General features: G+C 71.8%; 15 protein-coding genes. 8 read left to right on the top strand and 7 right to left on the bottom strand.

Annotation, left to right across the window (positions count from 1 at the left end; genetic code table 11):
* Positions 1 to 7: 7 nt before the first annotated feature.
* On the bottom strand, positions 8 to 586 hold the full coding sequence (locus ACZ3KP_RS29770) for a PadR family transcriptional regulator (RefSeq protein ID WP_467503067.1): 579 nt from the start codon (positions 584 to 586) through the stop codon (positions 8 to 10).
* A 55-nt stretch (positions 587 to 641) separates the two neighbouring features.
* Here ACZ3KP_RS29770 and ACZ3KP_RS29765 point away from each other — a divergent pair, with 55 nt between their 5' ends.
* Positions 642 to 1,037, top strand: coding sequence for a nuclear transport factor 2 family protein (locus ACZ3KP_RS29765; protein ID WP_132887224.1), 396 nt, complete (start codon positions 642 to 644; stop codon positions 1,035 to 1,037).
* 151 nt (positions 1,038 to 1,188) lie between these two features.
* Here the strand turns inward: ACZ3KP_RS29765 and ACZ3KP_RS29760 are convergent, their stop codons facing one another.
* The 3 genes from ACZ3KP_RS29760 to ACZ3KP_RS29750 form a co-directional block, all read right to left on the bottom strand.
* The gene (locus tag ACZ3KP_RS29760) at positions 1,189 to 2,640 is read right to left on the bottom strand and encodes an amidase (protein WP_467503064.1); all 1,452 of its coding nucleotides are present in this window, start codon (positions 2,638 to 2,640) and stop codon (positions 1,189 to 1,191) included.
* Between the two features lie 125 nt (positions 2,641 to 2,765).
* Positions 2,766 to 3,272, bottom strand: coding sequence for an LLM class flavin-dependent oxidoreductase (locus ACZ3KP_RS29755; RefSeq protein ID WP_467503177.1), 507 nt, complete (start codon positions 3,270 to 3,272; stop codon positions 2,766 to 2,768).
* A gap of 52 nt (positions 3,273 to 3,324) precedes the next feature.
* Positions 3,325 to 3,912: a Dps family protein gene (locus ACZ3KP_RS29750; RefSeq protein ID WP_467503063.1), complete on the bottom strand. Its 588-nt coding sequence runs from the start codon at positions 3,910 to 3,912 to the stop codon at positions 3,325 to 3,327.
* A 321-nt stretch (positions 3,913 to 4,233) separates the two neighbouring features.
* Here ACZ3KP_RS29750 and ACZ3KP_RS29745 point away from each other — a divergent pair, with 321 nt between their 5' ends.
* A complete protein-coding gene (locus tag ACZ3KP_RS29745; protein WP_467503062.1) occupies positions 4,234 to 5,976 on the top strand; it encodes a pyruvate dehydrogenase in 1,743 nt (580 codons plus the stop codon).
* Between the two features lie 17 nt (positions 5,977 to 5,993).
* Here ACZ3KP_RS29745 and ACZ3KP_RS29740 read toward each other — a convergent pair whose 3' ends face one another.
* The 3 genes from ACZ3KP_RS29740 to ACZ3KP_RS29730 are packed head-to-tail and all read right to left on the bottom strand — an operon-like array spanning position 5,994 to position 8,594.
* A complete protein-coding gene (locus ACZ3KP_RS29740) occupies positions 5,994 to 7,601 on the bottom strand; it encodes an MFS transporter (RefSeq protein WP_467503060.1) in 1,608 nt (535 codons plus the stop codon).
* Positions 7,598 to 8,338, bottom strand: a complete 741-nt coding sequence (locus ACZ3KP_RS29735; protein WP_467503059.1) for a YoaK family protein — start codon at positions 8,336 to 8,338, stop codon at positions 7,598 to 7,600. The genes ACZ3KP_RS29740 and ACZ3KP_RS29735 overlap by 4 nt, the downstream gene beginning before the upstream one ends.
* On the bottom strand, positions 8,319 to 8,594 hold the full coding sequence (locus ACZ3KP_RS29730) for a hypothetical protein (RefSeq protein ID WP_467503057.1): 276 nt from the start codon (positions 8,592 to 8,594) through the stop codon (positions 8,319 to 8,321). Before ACZ3KP_RS29730 ends, ACZ3KP_RS29735 begins: the two co-directional genes overlap by 20 nt.
* Positions 8,595 to 8,896: 302 nt before the next feature.
* Between ACZ3KP_RS29730 and ACZ3KP_RS29725 the strand changes: the two genes are divergently transcribed.
* From ACZ3KP_RS29725 to ACZ3KP_RS29700, 6 genes are all read left to right on the top strand, one after another.
* Complete coding sequence (locus ACZ3KP_RS29725; protein WP_467503055.1) at positions 8,897 to 9,898, top strand: fumarylacetoacetate hydrolase family protein; 1,002 nt, start codon at positions 8,897 to 8,899, stop codon at positions 9,896 to 9,898.
* Positions 9,895 to 10,851: a cyclase family protein gene (locus tag ACZ3KP_RS29720; protein WP_467503054.1), complete on the top strand. Its 957-nt coding sequence runs from the start codon at positions 9,895 to 9,897 to the stop codon at positions 10,849 to 10,851. The genes ACZ3KP_RS29725 and ACZ3KP_RS29720 overlap by 4 nt, the downstream gene beginning before the upstream one ends.
* A 24-nt stretch (positions 10,852 to 10,875) precedes the next feature.
* Complete coding sequence (locus ACZ3KP_RS29715; protein WP_467503053.1) at positions 10,876 to 12,006, top strand: FAD-dependent oxidoreductase; 1,131 nt, start codon at positions 10,876 to 10,878, stop codon at positions 12,004 to 12,006.
* A 2-nt stretch (positions 12,007 to 12,008) separates the two neighbouring features.
* The gene (locus ACZ3KP_RS29710; protein ID WP_467503175.1) at positions 12,009 to 13,004 is read left to right on the top strand and encodes an amidohydrolase family protein; all 996 of its coding nucleotides are present in this window, start codon (positions 12,009 to 12,011) and stop codon (positions 13,002 to 13,004) included.
* A 5-nt stretch (positions 13,005 to 13,009) separates the two neighbouring features.
* Entirely contained in the window at positions 13,010 to 13,942 is a 933-nt protein-coding gene (locus ACZ3KP_RS29705; RefSeq protein ID WP_467503052.1) for a VOC family protein, read from the top strand.
* 94 nt (positions 13,943 to 14,036) lie between these two features.
* Positions 14,037 to 15,008, top strand: coding sequence for a fumarylacetoacetate hydrolase family protein (locus ACZ3KP_RS29700; protein ID WP_467503050.1), 972 nt, complete (start codon positions 14,037 to 14,039; stop codon positions 15,006 to 15,008).
* Positions 15,009 to 15,010: the final 2 nt, after the last annotated feature.

Here is a 15,010-nt window from a genome sequence, read left to right as displayed (position 1 = left end):
CGCCGGGCTATTCACTTTGTTGCCCATCAGTCCTCACCCGTTGCGCCAGTCGCCGCAGCGTCAGGTCCCCCCACTGGAGGTTCTCCCGCTCGAAGGCCATCCCGCGCAGCAGGGTGAGGTACGGGCCGACGCGCTCCGCCTCGGCGAAGAACGCCTCCTCCGAGCGTCCGGCGAGCAGGCGCTGCCGGATCCGTTCGTAGCGGGCCAGTTTGGCGGTGGCCCGTTCCATCCGCTCGGCGACGGCGGCCCGGACCGCCTCCAGGTCGCCGGCGTCCGCGCACTGCACCTTGACCAGCAGTTCGTCGCGGACCGCGGTGGGCCGGGCGAGGGGCTCGGCCGTATAGGCGCGGATCGCCTGGCGGCCGGCCGGCGTCAGCGCGAAGAGCCGTTTGGCGGGTCGGCGTTCCTGCTCCACGACACGTGCGGTGACCAGTCCCTCCGCCTCCATCCGCTCCAGTTCGCGGTAGAGCTGCTGGGGTGTCGCCGTCCAGAAGTTGGCGACCGTCGCGTCGAACCCCTTCGCGAGGTCGTATCCGGAGGCCTCGCCCTCCAGGAGGGCCGCCATCACCGCGTTCCGCAGAGCCATGGGGGCACGCTAGCATGCGGAGATACTCAACTTTTTGACTAGGTGAGGTGGACCCATGCATCCCTTCCGCGAGGCCGTCGAGAACGGCGACATGGACGCGGTGGCCGCGCTGCTGGCCGACGACGTCGTCTTCACCAGCCCGGTCGCCTTCAAGCCGTACCCCGGCAAAGCGATCACCGCGGCCATCCTGCGCGCGGTGTCCCAGGTGTTCGAGGACTTCACCTACGTACGGGAGATCGCCGACCCCGGCGGCCGTGACCACGCCTTCGTGTTCACGGCGACGGTGGCCGGCCGGAAGCTCCAGGGCTGCGACTTCCTGCACTTCGACGAGGAGGGGAAGATCGACGACTTCACGGTGATGGTGCGTCCGCTGTCGGCCGCCCAGGCGCTCTCCGAGGCGATGGGCGCCAGGTTCGGGCAGATCGCCGAGGAGGCCGCCGCCGGACGGTGACCGGGGCGGCCGGGGCAGGATCGTGATCCGTCTCCGAGGGGTCAGCGGATGGTCGTGCCGTGCGCGGTGAACGTGGTCGCGCCGCGCGCCCCGCCTGACGACCACCTCACCGCCCCCTCACGGTCCGGCCACGGACACCCGGCAGTAGGCCCTACTGCGGCGGCTGGAAGCCGCCGATCTTGTGCTCGAGCAGTTCGGCCAGCCGCAGCGGGGTGCGGTCCTCGAACATCGGGCCGATGAGCTGCACTCCCACCGGGAGGCCCTCGGGGGACCGGCCCGCTGGTACGGCGGTGGCGGGCAGGCCGGGCATGGTGGCCAGACCGGCCCAGACGAGCTGGTCGAAGTACGGGTACGCGACACCGTCGATGTCGATTCGGCGTTCCAGCGGATCGGGGTTGTGGTCGTGCGGGAACGCGGGAGTCGGCGTGATGGGACACACCACGGCATCGAACTCGGCGAAGAGCTGCCGCCAGCCGTGACGGTGGAGTTCGCGACGGCTGTTCGCCTCGATCCAGTCGCGGTGGCTCAACACCATCGCGCGCAGCAGCGCCGCATCCAGACTCTGGTCGTCCGCGCTCAGTCCGGCGGCGCGGGTCCGCAGCTGCTCGTAGGAGTCGACGGGGAAACGTGCGACAGAGCCCGAGAACAGCAACTGCCGGTACAGCATGCCGGCTTCGGTCAGGTCGGGCAGCAGCGGAGTGTGCCGTTCGACGCGGGCCCCGCCGTCGACAAGCGCGTCGGCCACCTGGTTCACGCCCGCCCGCACGGCGGACCCGGTCGGAATGAGCGGATGCTCCTCGATCACCAGGACCCGGAAGTCGCCGAGCCGCTCGTGGCGCGCGGGCGGCAGTGTCACGTCGTACGCCACACCGTGCGTCATCGGGTCGGGTCCGGCCATGACGTCGAGCAGGAGCGTGAGGTCGCGGGCGGTGCGCGCCATCGGACCGACGACGGCGAGGTCGGGGTCGGCCGGCAACGGCGGTGCCGGCGGCGCGACCATGCCGCGGGGCGCCGCAAGTCCGAGTGTCGGCTTGTGCGCGTAGATGCCGCAGAAGTGCGCGGGGGTGCGCAACGAGCCGGCGAGGTCGGAGCCGATGGACAGCGCGCCGAACCCGGACGCCAGGGCCGCCGCTGATCCGCCCGAGGACCCACCCGGCGTGCGGCCGTGATCCCACGGGTTGTTGGTGGTGCCGTAGATCTCGTTGAAGGTCTGGATGTCCTGCAGCCCCAGCGGCACATTGGTCTTACCGAGCACCACCGCGCCTGCTGCCTTGAGCCGCGACACCTGGACCGCGTCCTCGATCGGCATGAAGTTCGCCTGCGGCGGCATGCCCCAGGTCGTGGGCAGACCGGCGATGTTGTAGGACTCTTTGACCGTCACCGGAACACCCAGCAGCGGCCGGTCTTCGCCGCGGGCGCGCGCCTGGTCGGCACGGCGCGCGGCGGCCCGTGCACGGTCGAAGTCCGGCACGCAGATGGCGTTGATCACCTCGTCGTCCCGCTCGATACGCGCGATGGCCTCGTCGGTCAGCTCCACCGATGTCACTTCACCGGCGCGCAGGGCGGCCGCGAGTTCTTCTGCGGTCTGAAAGCTCCACTCCATGAATCCGACCGTACTGACCGCTGGGAGAGGTCACGAAATGCCGATTCGCGCAACGGGATGGGTGTCTCAAGCCGATGCCCTGCCGGTACCGGCGTTCGGTCCGGGGCCGGTGGCCGGGCTCCGCCCTACCAGCCACGGCGCCCATGAGTGCGGCCCGTACGTAACAGGGTCACCAACTCACGGCGCAGGGAGCGGTCCTCCTCCGTCTCCACCGATGTGTCCAGTTGCACGATGTCGATACCGGCCGTGCGCAGCCAGGCGATGCGGTCCGCCACCGTGGGGGGCGGGCCGACGAACGCGGCGGCCAGGGAGCGGCGGATGTACGCGGTGATCCCGGCCGGGCCCGGACCGGGCACCGAGCGGCCGCGTTCGCGGTCGCGGTCGAGCTGGACCGCCTCGGTCCAGCGGGCGCTGTCGGTCGCGGTACTCAGCCGGACGGCGTCGTCGGCGATCCGCCGGGCCTTGGCCAGGGCCTGTTCGTCGGTCGGGGCGAGGACCAGGCCGACGGACCGCCGGACGCGCAGCGACCGTCCGTGCCGGGCCGCGGCTGCTCTGATCTCGGCGACACGCAGCCGGGTCGCGGTGAGCGGCAGGGGGGCGACGGCGTACACCTCGGCGTACCGGGCGGCCAGTTCGAGGCCCTCCGCCGCGTCCTGGGACAGCGTCCGCTTCTGTCGGGTTCTCTCAGGCGCGGACCAGAGGAGTGTCGACCAGGTGCTCCGCCAGGAACCAGGCCTGCAGCTCCCCGGTGCGGATCACCTGCGAGACCAGCAGGTCGTTGGTGCCGTCGTCGCCCGTCTCGGCGGCCCGGGCGGCCGCGTCGTGGGCGTCGACCAGGATCGTCTCGTGGGCCTCCAGGAGCCGTGAGAGCATCGCCGGGACCTCCTCGACGCCGTCCGGCGGACGCGGGATCGACGTGATCTCGGCGACGTGCCGCGGGTCGCCCACCGCGACCCCGCCCAGGGTCTGGACCCGCTCCGCGACCGTGTCCACGAGGGCCAGCTGGTCGTCCGCGTGCTTGTCCAGCAGCAGGTGCAGCTGGTAGAAGGTCGCGCCGCGCAGCAGCCAGTGGTGCTTCTTGTAGAGGCCGTAGAGGATCTGAGTGTCCGCCAGGACCCGGTTGAGGCGCTGGCAGGAGTACATGCGCGTCTCGTACGAGAGGCCGAGGGGGAACTGCTTGACGGTCCCGAACTCCTGGATGACCTCGCCCTTCTGGTGCAGCCACGGCTGACTGTGCTGCAGGGCTTTCCCGGACTCGGAGCTGGTGGTCATGGCGCGCCTCCTGGCGGATGTCCGATGCGGCTGGTACGCGAGCGACGCTAGTCGCGGCGGCGGAGGAGGCATTGCCCTGGAGTGCCCGGTCCGGCACCCCTGAGTGCACCCGGTTCACTCCGGGACCGACCGCCGTGCACGCACGGACACGGGCCGTCCGCCGTACCGCTCTACCGTCGCTGTCGCGATGAAGGCGCTGTTGCGGCGTGCGCTGCCGGAGGTGATCCGGTGCGCTGGTGGTCAAGTCCGGTTCTACCTCGGCCGTTACCGTGACCGGCGGCACGGCGGCCCCCGCAGTGCCGCCGGAGGCGAAGGAGTGGCATGGCCAGGCAGACCATCGCGGAGCAGTACGTCGACCTCATGGCGCGCGCCGGCGTGCGCCGTATGTACGGAGTGGTCGGGGACAGCCTGAACCCGGTCGTCGACGCGGTCAGACGGCATGACGCCGTGGAGTGGGTCCAGGTCCGCCACGAGGAGGTCGCGGCGTTCGCGGCCGGCGCGGAGGCCCAGCTCACCGGCCGCCTCGCCGCCTGCGCCGGCTCCTGCGGCCCGGGAAACCTGCACTTGATCAACGGCCTGTACGACGCCCACCGCTCCATGGCGCCGGTGCTGGCGCTGGCCGCTCAGATACCCAGCGGGCAGATCGGCACCGGCTACTTCCAGGAGACCCACCCCGACCGCCTGTTCGCCGAGTGCAGCCACTACTCGGAGCTGATCTCCTCGCCGCACCAGATGCCGCGCGTGGTGCAGACGGCGATCCAGCACGCCGTCGGCCGCCGTGGTGTCTCGGTCGTGGCCCTCTCCGGGGACACCGCCGCCGAGGACACCCCGGACGCGGCCCCCGAACTCACCCTGCCTCTGGACCTGCCCGCCATCCGCCCGGGCGACCGGGAACTCGCCCGCCTCACCGAGCTGGTCGACGCCGCCGAGCGCGTGATGGTGTTCTGCGGCCGGGGCGTCGCCGGTGCGCACGCCGAGGTGATGGCCTTCGCCGAGAAGGTCAAGGCACCGGTCGGTCACGCGCTGCGCGGCAAGGAGCACATCCAGTACGACAACCCGTACGACGTCGGCATGAGCGGACTGCTCGGCTACGGCGCCGCGTACGAGGCCATGCACGAGGCCGACCTGCTGCTGCTCCTCGGCACGGACTTCCCGTACAGCGAGTTCCTGCCCCGCCATGTGCGCACGGTCCAGGTCGACGTCCAGCCCGAGCGCCTCGGCCGACGCACCCAGCTCGACCTCGCCGTGTGGGGCGACGTGGGCGAGACCCTGCGTTGCCTGACGCCCGCCGTGCGGGAGAAGCCGTCGCGCCGGTTCCTCGACCGCATGCTGGAGCGGCACGCGCACGCCCTCGAAGGCGCCGTGAACGCCTACACGCGCAACGTCGGGAACCAGACCCCGATCCACCCCGAGTACGTGGCCGCGGTACTGGACGAAGAGGCCGCGGACGACGCCGTGTTCACCGTGGACACCGGCATGTGCTGTGTGTGGGCGGCGCGTTATCTGACGCCGAACGGCCGTCGGCGCATCCTCGGCTCGTTCGTGCACGGCTCGATGGCCAACGCGCTGCCGCAGGCGATCGGCGCCCAGTTCCTGGACCGCGGCCGGCAGGTCGTCTCGCTCTCCGGCGACGGCGGATTCTCCATGCTCATGGGCGACTTCCTCACCCTCGTGCAGTACGGCCTGCCGGTGAAGGTCGTCGTCTTCAACAACTCCTCCCTCGGCATGGTCGACCTGGAGATGATGGTCGACGGCCTGCCCCCGCACGCCACGAGCTACCCGCACACCGACTACGCGGCCATCGCCACGGCGGCCGGAGCACGGGGTATCCGGGTCGAGAAGCCCGCCGACGTGCGCGGCGCGCTGCGCGAGGCCTTCGCCCATGACGGGCCCGCGCTGGTCGACGTCGTCACCGACCCCGCCGCCCTGGCCGTCCCGCCGAAGATCACCGCCGAGCAGATCAGCGGGTTCGCGCTCGCCGCGAGCCGGACGGTGCTGAGCGGCGGAGTCGGCCGCATGGTCCACCTGGCGCGGGCCAACCTCCGCAATGTTCCTCGTCCTTGAGTGTCTGACCGTGAGGCTCAGGGCCGTACCGCCGGTCCGCCCGAGGTGTCGAAGGCGTGCGTCACCTCGGGCGCGGTGCCCGGGGTGAGCAGTGCGCGGGCCTCCTCCTCGAACCGGCGGTCGGTGGCCGTGAGCCGCACGTGGTGCTGGGCCTGGTGCTCCGCCCAGGAGGACACCAGGTAGTTCTCGACGAACCGCTCCGGGTCGTGGCCGTCCTGGTAGAGGCCCCAGGACAGGGCTCCGGTACGGCGCCGGGAGCGGGCCACCCGGTGCATGCGGTCGGTGAACTCGGCCTGTCGGTCCGCCGGGACGCGGTACACGACGGAGACCAGGACCGGACCGTCGGACTGCCCGGGTTCGAACACCAGGGGAGGCGCGGGCCAGTGGTCCGACGGCGTGGGGTTGATGCCCTCGGCGTCCCGCAGCGGCCAGCGCCGTACGCTGGCCGCGCTCAGCAGCATCACGCCGCCGGCGATCAGCAGACAGGCGCTCAGCCCGAGCCAGTCGGCCACCGCACCCCACAGGGGTGCGGCCAGCGCCTGACCACCCTGGAAGACCAGGAGATAGACGGCCAGTCCGCGGGCTCTGACCCAGCCGGGGAGCCGGGTCTGCACGGCCGCGTTGAGCGTGGCGAGTACGGCGATCCAGGCGAGGCCCGCGGGCAGCAGAGCGAGCGCCGCCAGCCACGGCACATGGACCGTGGCCAGCACCGCGAGCACCCCGGCGAACACCAGGGCGCCGACGGCGAGGGTGGCGTTGGCGCTGAGCAGGCGACGGGCGCGGGGCAGCAGGAAGGCGCCACCGACCGCGCCGGCGCCCACCGCCGCGAGAAGCAGTCCGTAGCCGTTCGAGCCGAGGCCGAGGGAGCGGCTCGCGGTCAGGGGCAGCAGGGCCCACAGGGCGGCGGCGCCGGGGATGAACAGGAGCGTGCGCAGCAGGATCCGGCGGACGCCGGGCGCGTTCCAGACGTAGCGGCGGCCGGCGTACAGGGCGGCCAGCAGGCCTTCGTTCCCGGCGGGCGGGGCGGCCTCCGCCGCGGGGCGCCGCCACAGCAGCAGGACGGCCGCGATGCCCAGGTAGGACGCCGCGTTGAAGGCGAAGACCCAGCCCGCGCCCGCCGCCGCGACCACCGCCCCGCCGAGGGCCGGCCCGACGGCACGGGCCAGGTTCACGTTCACGGCGCCCAGCGCAGCCGCCTGACCGAGCCGTTCCCGCTCCACCAGCTCGGGCTGGACGGCCTGCCATGCCGGGCCCATCAGCGCGGTGCCGCAGCCCAGCAGGAAGGTCAGGAGCAGCAGGGCCGTCGGCGACAGCGCGTCCAGGAACGCGAGCACGGCCAGCGCCCCGGACACCACGAGCATCGCGAACTGCGCTGTCACCAGCACCGCCCGCCGGTCGAACCGGTCGGCGATCACCCCGGAGGGCAGCGCGAGGAGGACGACGGGCAGACCGGACGCCGTCTGCACCAGCGTCACCAGTGCGGCACTGTGACCGACGAGCAGCCACTGGGCGCCCACGGTCTGCATCCAGCTGCCGATGTTGGAGACCAGCTGGGCGATCCACAGTGCCCGGAAGACACGTGCCGCGAGCGGCGCCCACGGGGAGTCGGTGGCGGCGTCGCTCATGCCGCCCCCGATCCGGTCCAGGCGGGGTCGCCGCCGGCCAGTCGGTGCGTCGCCAGGGAGGTGACGAGCAGGAGCAGCAGGGCCAGGCCCAGGGTGAGCACCAGGTGGCCGTGGAGCAGGAGTTCGGTCCCCGCGAACGCACCGAGCAGCATGGCGAGCACGGACAGGATCCGGCGACCGGGCCGGGGCGCGACGCCGCCCGCCGGGGTGGAGTCCGCGGCCAGGCCCGTCAGGGTCAGCGTCAGCACGGTCGTGGTCATGTCGGGGACACCGAGGCGCCGGGCGACCGCGTTCTGCAGGCCCAGAGCGAGCCCGAGGGACACGATCAGGGTGTACTGCACCCCCGTGCCGGACCGGCCGTCGGTGATCGCGGTGACGGCCACCGCGGCGGCGACCAGCACGGTCCCCACGGCCGTCGCCGTCTTCAGCAGGTTCCCACGGTGGGTGGCGAACCGGGTGCCGAGCCGCCCCCCGGCCAGTGCCCCGACGAGGAACGCGGCCAGGGCGACGACGGAGGCGAGGGCGGACAGGTTCGGGGCTCCCGCCAGCGCGAAGGCGAGGAACACCACGTTGCCGGTCATGTTGGCGACGAAGACATGCCCCAGGGACAGATAACTCACCGCGTCGACCATCCCGGTGACCACCGTCAGCGTCAGCAGCAGAGGAGGCAGCGGCCCGTGGCGGTCGTCCTTGGGCGGTACCAGTGTGCGGAGCGCGTCAGTCAGCAGTTTGCGCATGGTGCGCTCCTTCCGATGCGGCAGGGGGCGGGATCACCAGCCGCCCGGGCGCGTCCACGACCTCGGTGCCCGAACCGGTGTGGGGGGCGACGTCCTTGTCGTCGCCGACGACCGTGACCGCACCGTCCCGGACGGCTGTCGCCCCCGCACGGGGGCGGTTCGGGTCTCCGGTGTGGATCTTCGCGTTGCGGACGACGGGTTCTGCGGGATCGTCGACGGCCTGAGGAACCGGACCGCCGACCGGTATCGAGGACACGCTTGCGGGACCCCCTCCGGGATGGGCATGGCGCTGCCGGGGTCCGTGTTCGCCGTCGAAACAGAGGCGGACCGCGACCGCCGAGCCGTCACGCTAGGTCTGGTCCCGGCCGCCGGGTGTCCCGTGCGCGCACTCGCACCTGCCCCGCAGCGCACCGCCGTGCCCGCCCCGCACTTCGTGCCGCAGGCAGTCCCAGGAGACTCGCATGGAAGATAAACGCGGTGGATGCCGATCATCCACAGAATCGATTTCCCTGATCGCAGGGTGCGGGTCCAGATTGGTCGCACCGCAATCAGGAGGACATGTCCGTGAAACCCGAACCCGCGTCCGCGCTTTTCGCCGGACCGTTCGCACTCGCCACCCTCTCGACGCCGAACGGGCCGGAATTCCCGGCCCTGGTCACCCCCGACGGCCAGGCCCTCGATCTGCGGGACGCCTTCGGCGACGACCGGCTGACCGTGCTGGACGTGCTGGACGGCTGGGACACGGCCCTGCCGCGGCTGCGCGCCCTCGCCTCCGACACCGGCCTGACTCGAACGGCCGTCGAGGACCTCCGCGTGCACGCGCCGGTGGCACCTCGCCAGGTCTTCCAGTCGGGCGCGAACTACCGACAGCACGTGATCGACCTGCACGTGGCCCACCGCGCCCCGGGTGACGACCGGCCGGAGAGCGAACGGCGCGCGGAGGCCGCCGAGATCATGGACCGGCGGGCTGCCGAGGACCTGCCGTACGTCTTCACCGGCCTGCCCACCTCGATCACCGGCCCGTACGACGACGTCGTCCTGCCCGGATGGGCCGCGCAGCCCGACTGGGAACTGGAGCTGGCGGTCGTCATCGGCAAGCCCGCCCACCGGGTGCCGGTGGAGGACGCGTCCGAGTACATCGCCGGCTACACGATCGCCAACGACCTGACCGACCGTGCCACCGTGTTCCGCCGGGACATGCCGCAGATCGGTACCGACTGGCTGCGCAGCAAGAACGCCCCCGGTTTCACCCCGCTCGGCCCCTGGCTGGTACCGGCCGAGTCGATCGCGAACCCCGACGACCTGCGCGTCACGCTCAAGCTCAACGGCGACACCATGCAGGACGAGTCCACCAAGGACATGATCTTCAAGGTCGCGCGGATGGTGGCGTACGTCTCCGGGACCGCACGCCTGCTCCCCGGCGACCTGGTCCTGACCGGCAGCCCGGCCGGCAACGGCATGCACTGGAGGCGGCTGCTGCGCGACGGCGACGTCATGGAGGGCTCGGTCACCGGACTCGGACTCCAGCGCACCCGTTGTGTCGCGGAGGGCGCCGTATGAACCGCCAGGACCCCGAGGGCTCGATCGCCGAGGCCGCCAAGGCGTGCTGCAACTGGGGCCGTTGGGGCCAGGACGACAGGCTCGGAACCCTGAACTTCCTCACGGAGGACAAGCGCCGCGAGGGCGCGGCCCTGGTCCGACGCGGCGTCAGCTTCTCGCTGTCGCAGTCCTTCGACATGAACGGCCCCCAGAAGGGCTGGCGGCGCCGCACCAACCCGGTCCACACCATGCTGGACACCGGCACCGACGCGGCCCTCGGCGCCCAGGGTTTCCCACACGGGATCGGCGGCGCCGACGACGTCATCGCGATGCCGCTCCAGTGTTCCACCCAATGGGACGGGCTCGGCCACATCTTCGACCACGGCAGGGCGTGGAACGGCCGCCCGGCCGAGAAGGTCGTCACCTCCGACGGCGACCTCGTCACCGGCATCGAGCACATGGCCCCGCACGTCGCGGGCCGCGGCGTGCTGCTGGACGTCGGCCGGGTGGTCGGCACCGACGGGGAGCTGCCGGACGGCTTCGCGATCACCGAGGACCATCTGACGGCGACAGCCGAGGCGCACCGGGTGACCGTCGGACGCGGTGACATCGTGCTGGTCCGCACCGGGCAGCTGACCCGCGCACGGCGCGAAGGCTGGGGCGACTACGCCGGCGGCAGCGCGCCGGGCCTGTCGTTCACGACCGCCGGCTGGCTGCACTCCAGCGAGATCGCCGCGATCGCCACCGACACCTGGGGCTTCGAGGTCCGCCCCAACGAATTCGACGACGCCTTCCAGCCCCTGCACCAGGTCGCCATCCCGAACATCGGCCTGCTGATCGGCGAGATGTGGGACCTGGAGGCTCTGGCCGAGGACTGTGTCCGCGACGGCGCGTACGCGTTCTGGCTCACCGCCGCACCCCTGCCCATCACCGGAGCGGTCGGCTCCCCCGTCAACCCGATCGCAGTCAAGTGACGCTCGGAACGAAGGAGTTCCCCTATGAACGATCCCCGCACGGTCCTGGTGATCGGCGGTGGCGCCGCAGGCAACGCCGCGACGATCCTTCTGCGTCGCGCCGGCCTCACGGTGGACCTGATCGAAGCCAAGGACGACTGGAACGCCACCGCCGGCTCCGGAATCACCCTCCAGGGCAACGCCCTGCGCGTCCTGCGTGAACTCGGCGTCTGGGACCGGGTCGGCGCGTCCGGCTTCGCTTTCGGCTCCGTCGGCATCACCGCTCCCGACGGCACCGTCCTGCACGTCGCCCATGACCTGCGCACCGGCGGCGACGACCTGCCCGCCACCCTCGGCATACAGCGCCCCCGGCTCCAGCGGATCCTGATCGACGCCGTCCGGGCCAGTGGCGCCACCGTGCGACTCGGGACGACCTGCCAGATCCTCGGCCAGGACCCGGACGGCGTCTCGATACGGTTCTCCGACGGCAGCGAGGGCCGCTACGACCTGGTCGTCGCGGCCGACGGCCTCGCCTCGTCGACCCGCGCGGCGATCGGCATCGGCGACAAGCCCGAGCCGACCGGCATGGCCATCTGGCGCGTCGCCGCCCCACGCCCGGCCGGAGTGACCCGCACCGACCTCGCCTACGGCGGCCCCGCCTACATCGCCGGCTACTGCCCCACCAGCGACACCACCCTGTACGCGTACGTCGTCGAGGCGAACCGCGATCGCGCCGCCGTCCCGCCCGAGACGTACGCCGACGAGATGCGGCGCCTCGCCTCCGCCTACGGGGGGCACTGGCCGGAGATCACCGAGCACATCACCGAACCGGCGAGGATCAACTACACCTGGTTCGACCGGCTGCTGGTGGAGGGCGCCTGGCACCGCGGCCGGGTGGTCCTGATCGGCGACGCCGCGCACTGCTGCCCGCCCACGCTCGCGCAGGGCGCGGCCATGTCCCTGGAGGACGCGTGGGTGCTCACCCAGATGCTGACCGCGTCGGGGTCCTGGGACGACGCGCTCTTCCAGGCGTACCACGAGCGGCGCATGGCTCGCGTCCGACCGGTCGTGGAGGCGTCCGTGCAGCTCGGGCAGTGGCAGCTCGACGGCGTCCGTGACGCCGATGTCCCCGGCCTGATGGGCCGCATGATGACGATGCTGCGGGAGCTGCCGTGACCATGGCCCCCACCGTGGACGTCCACGCTCACGTCCTGCTGCCCGAGGTCGAGGCCCTGGTGGGCGACCTGCCGGGCCTTGCAGAGGCCAAGGCGCTGGACGCCCGGCGCAACGGTCCGGCGGCACTCGCCGTCAGCGGGCCCATGGTGCGCGAGCGCATCCCGAAACTGACCGACCCCGCCGCGCGGCTGGCCGCGATGGACGCCCAGGGCGTGGACGTGCAACTGGTCAGCCCCTCCCCGTCGCACTACCACTACTGGGCGGACGAGGAGACGGCGGAGAAGGTGTACCGGCTCGCCAACGAGGCGACGGCGGCTCACTGTTCCGTCGCGCCCGGCCGGTTGCGCGGTCTGGGCCTCGTACCGTTGCAGCACCCGCGACAAGCCGTGCGCGCACTCGAACACGCCTTGCAACAGGGCCTGTTGGGCGTCGAGATCTCCAGCCACGCACCGGGGCGGGAACTCTCCGACCCGGCGTACGAGCCCTTCTGGACCGGGGCCGAGGAGACGGGGGCGATCGTCTTCCTGCACCCCTTCGGCTGCACGCTCGACGAACGGCTCGACCGCTGGTACCTGTCCAACACCGTCGGCCAGCCGGTGGAGAACGCCGTCGCGCTCTCCCACCTGATCTTCTCCGGCGTCCTGGACCGCCACCCGGGCCTGCGGCTGATCGCGGCCCACGGGGGTGGTTACCTGCCCACCCACATCGGCCGCTCCGACCACGCCTGGCAGGCTCGCTCCGACGCCGGATCCGGCTGCGCCCGGCTGCCCAGCAGCTATCTCAGGCGTCTGTACTTCGACTCCCTGGTGCACGACCCGCACGTGCTGCGGGAGCTGGTCCGCGCCGTCGGGCCCGAGAGGGTGCTGCTCGGCTCCGACTTCCCCTTCGACATGGGCACGGACGATCCGCTGGGCGCCCTGCGCGCGGCGGGCCTGTCCGACACCGACTTCCACGCAGTACGCGGCGGCAACGCGGCCGCCCTCCTCCGGAAGGACTGACCGACATGCGTCTGCTCACCCACCTCCGGCACGTCGACCTCGCCGTGCCCGACTACGACAAACAGCTCGACTTCTACGCCGGCGTCTGGGGCCTGACCAAGGTCGCCGAGGACTCCGGCATCTCCTTCCTCGCCGCCGAAGGCTCACCGGAGCAGTACGTCGTACGACTGCGCAAGGCCGAGGAGAAGCGCCTCGACCTGGTCTCCTACGGGGCCGCGTCCGCCTCCGACGTCGACACCCTCGCCCAGCGGCTGCTCGCCGGCGGCGTACAACTCGTCTCCCAGCCGGGCAAGGTCGACACTCCCGGCGGTGGCTATGGCTTCCGCTTCTTCGACATCGACGGCCGTACCATCGAGGTCTCCGCCGACGTCGAGGTCCGCCGGCACCGCAAGATCGAGGAGAGGGAAGCGATCCCGGTCAAGCTGTCGCACGTCGTGCTCAACTCCCCCGACCTGGACCGCACCCGGCAGTGGTACGAGGAGCACCTGGGCTTCCGGCTCTCCGACACGCTCAACTCCCCGCACATGGGCGACGTCATGCATTTCATGCGGATCAGCAACCAGCACCACTCCATGGCGCTGGCGAAGGGCCCGCACACCGCGCTGCACCACATCTCCTTCGAGATGCGCGGCATCGACGAGTACCTGCGCGGCTCCGGCCGGGTCATCCGTGCCGGGCACCGGAAGATCTGGGGCCCGGGCCGGCACATGGCGGGCGACAACACCTTCACCTACTTCCTCGACCCGCACGGCAACACCGTCGAGTACACGACCGAGCTGGAACTCCTCGACGAGGACACCTGGCACCCGCACGTCTACGACTTCTCCCAGCCCGAGGTCACCGACCAGTGGGGCACGGCGAACCCGATGAACGAACTGGTCGCCAAGGAATCGTTCAACGACGTCGACCGCGGCGTCTTCGTCGCCCCGCCGGTCTGATCCCGTCCCCGCTCCCGGGGGCGCGGCCGGCCCTGTCATCCGCCCTGACTCAGTCCCGCCGCGCCCTCGGGCCCAGCCTGCCCGGAGCCGCACCATGCGTTTCGCCGCCTACGAACACCATCACCGCCGTCGCGTGGCCGTCGTGGACGACGACGGCACCCTGCTGCCGATGCCCGAAGTCACCTCGCTCACCGCCCTGTTGTCGGACTGCGGCGGTCTCCCCGGCCTGCTCACCGCGGGCGCCGCCGCGCACGACGCAGCGCCCGGCCCGCACGTGTCGGAGGTACGGCTGCTGCCGCCGCTCCAGCCCGTGTCCGTACGGGACTTCGTCACCTTCGAGGAGCACGTCGAAGGCGTACGGCGCTCGGTGAGCGGCGCGGTCGGCGTACCCGAGCAGTGGTACGCCGCGCCGACCTTCTACTTCACCAACCCGCACGCGATCCACGGCCCGCACGACGACATCCCCGTCCCGCCCGGCTCACGTGTGCTGGACTTCGAACTCGAGGTGGCCGCCGTCATCGGCCGCGAGGGCCGCGACCTCAGCCCCGAGCGGGCACGCGACCACATCGTCGGCTACACGGTCTTCAACGACTGGTCCGCGCGCGACCTGCAGTCGGCGGAGATGACCGTCGGTCTCGGCCCCTGCAAGGGCAAGGACACCGCCACCACCCTCGGCCCCTACCTGGTCACCGCCGACGAGGTGGAACCGTACCGGGACGCCGACGGTTTCCTGCGACTCGCGGTCACCGCCGACATCAACGGCGAGGTCGTCGGCCGGAACTACCTGTCCAACATGAGCTGGACGTTCGAGGAGATGGTCGCCTACGCCTCCCGTGGCACCCGCGTCGTGCCCGGTGACGTCCTGGGTTCCGGCACGTGCGGCAACGGCGGCTGCCTCGCCGAACTGTGGGGTCTGCGAGGTGAAAGGACCCCGCCGCCCCTGAAGCCCGGCGACACCGTCACCCTCACGGTCGAAGGGGTCGGCACCGTGTCCAACACGGTCGTCCCCGGCAGCGACCCGGTGCCGCTGCCCACCGGTCGGCGCCGCTCCCGGGAGCGGCCGTGAGC

It is taken from the genome of Streptomyces sp. NPDC020958 (assembly GCF_055562175.1).
This window is presented reverse-complemented; position numbering and strand designations above follow the sequence as displayed.

Coding starts and splice junctions, on each gene's coding strand:
- ACZ3KP_RS29770 (WP_467503067.1), bottom strand. CDS start 586: ATGGCTCTGCGGAACGCGGTGATGGCGGCCCTCCTGGAGGGCGAGGCC.
- ACZ3KP_RS29765 (WP_132887224.1), top strand. CDS start 642: ATGCATCCCTTCCGCGAGGCCGTCGAGAACGGCGACATGGACGCGGTG.
- ACZ3KP_RS29760 (WP_467503064.1), bottom strand. CDS start 2,640: ATGGAGTGGAGCTTTCAGACCGCAGAAGAACTCGCGGCCGCCCTGCGC.
- ACZ3KP_RS29750 (WP_467503063.1), bottom strand. CDS start 3,912: ATGACCACCAGCTCCGAGTCCGGGAAAGCCCTGCAGCACAGTCAGCCG.
- ACZ3KP_RS29745 (WP_467503062.1), top strand. CDS start 4,234: ATGGCCAGGCAGACCATCGCGGAGCAGTACGTCGACCTCATGGCGCGC.
- ACZ3KP_RS29740 (WP_467503060.1), bottom strand. CDS start 7,601: ATGAGCGACGCCGCCACCGACTCCCCGTGGGCGCCGCTCGCGGCACGT.
- ACZ3KP_RS29735 (WP_467503059.1), bottom strand. CDS start 8,338: ATGCGCAAACTGCTGACTGACGCGCTCCGCACACTGGTACCGCCCAAG.
- ACZ3KP_RS29725 (WP_467503055.1), top strand. CDS start 8,897: ATGTCCGTGAAACCCGAACCCGCGTCCGCGCTTTTCGCCGGACCGTTC.
- ACZ3KP_RS29720 (WP_467503054.1), top strand. CDS start 9,895: ATGAACCGCCAGGACCCCGAGGGCTCGATCGCCGAGGCCGCCAAGGCG.
- ACZ3KP_RS29715 (WP_467503053.1), top strand. CDS start 10,876: ATGAACGATCCCCGCACGGTCCTGGTGATCGGCGGTGGCGCCGCAGGC.
- ACZ3KP_RS29710 (WP_467503175.1), top strand. CDS start 12,009: ATGGCCCCCACCGTGGACGTCCACGCTCACGTCCTGCTGCCCGAGGTC.
- ACZ3KP_RS29705 (WP_467503052.1), top strand. CDS start 13,010: ATGCGTCTGCTCACCCACCTCCGGCACGTCGACCTCGCCGTGCCCGAC.
- ACZ3KP_RS29700 (WP_467503050.1), top strand. CDS start 14,037: ATGCGTTTCGCCGCCTACGAACACCATCACCGCCGTCGCGTGGCCGTC.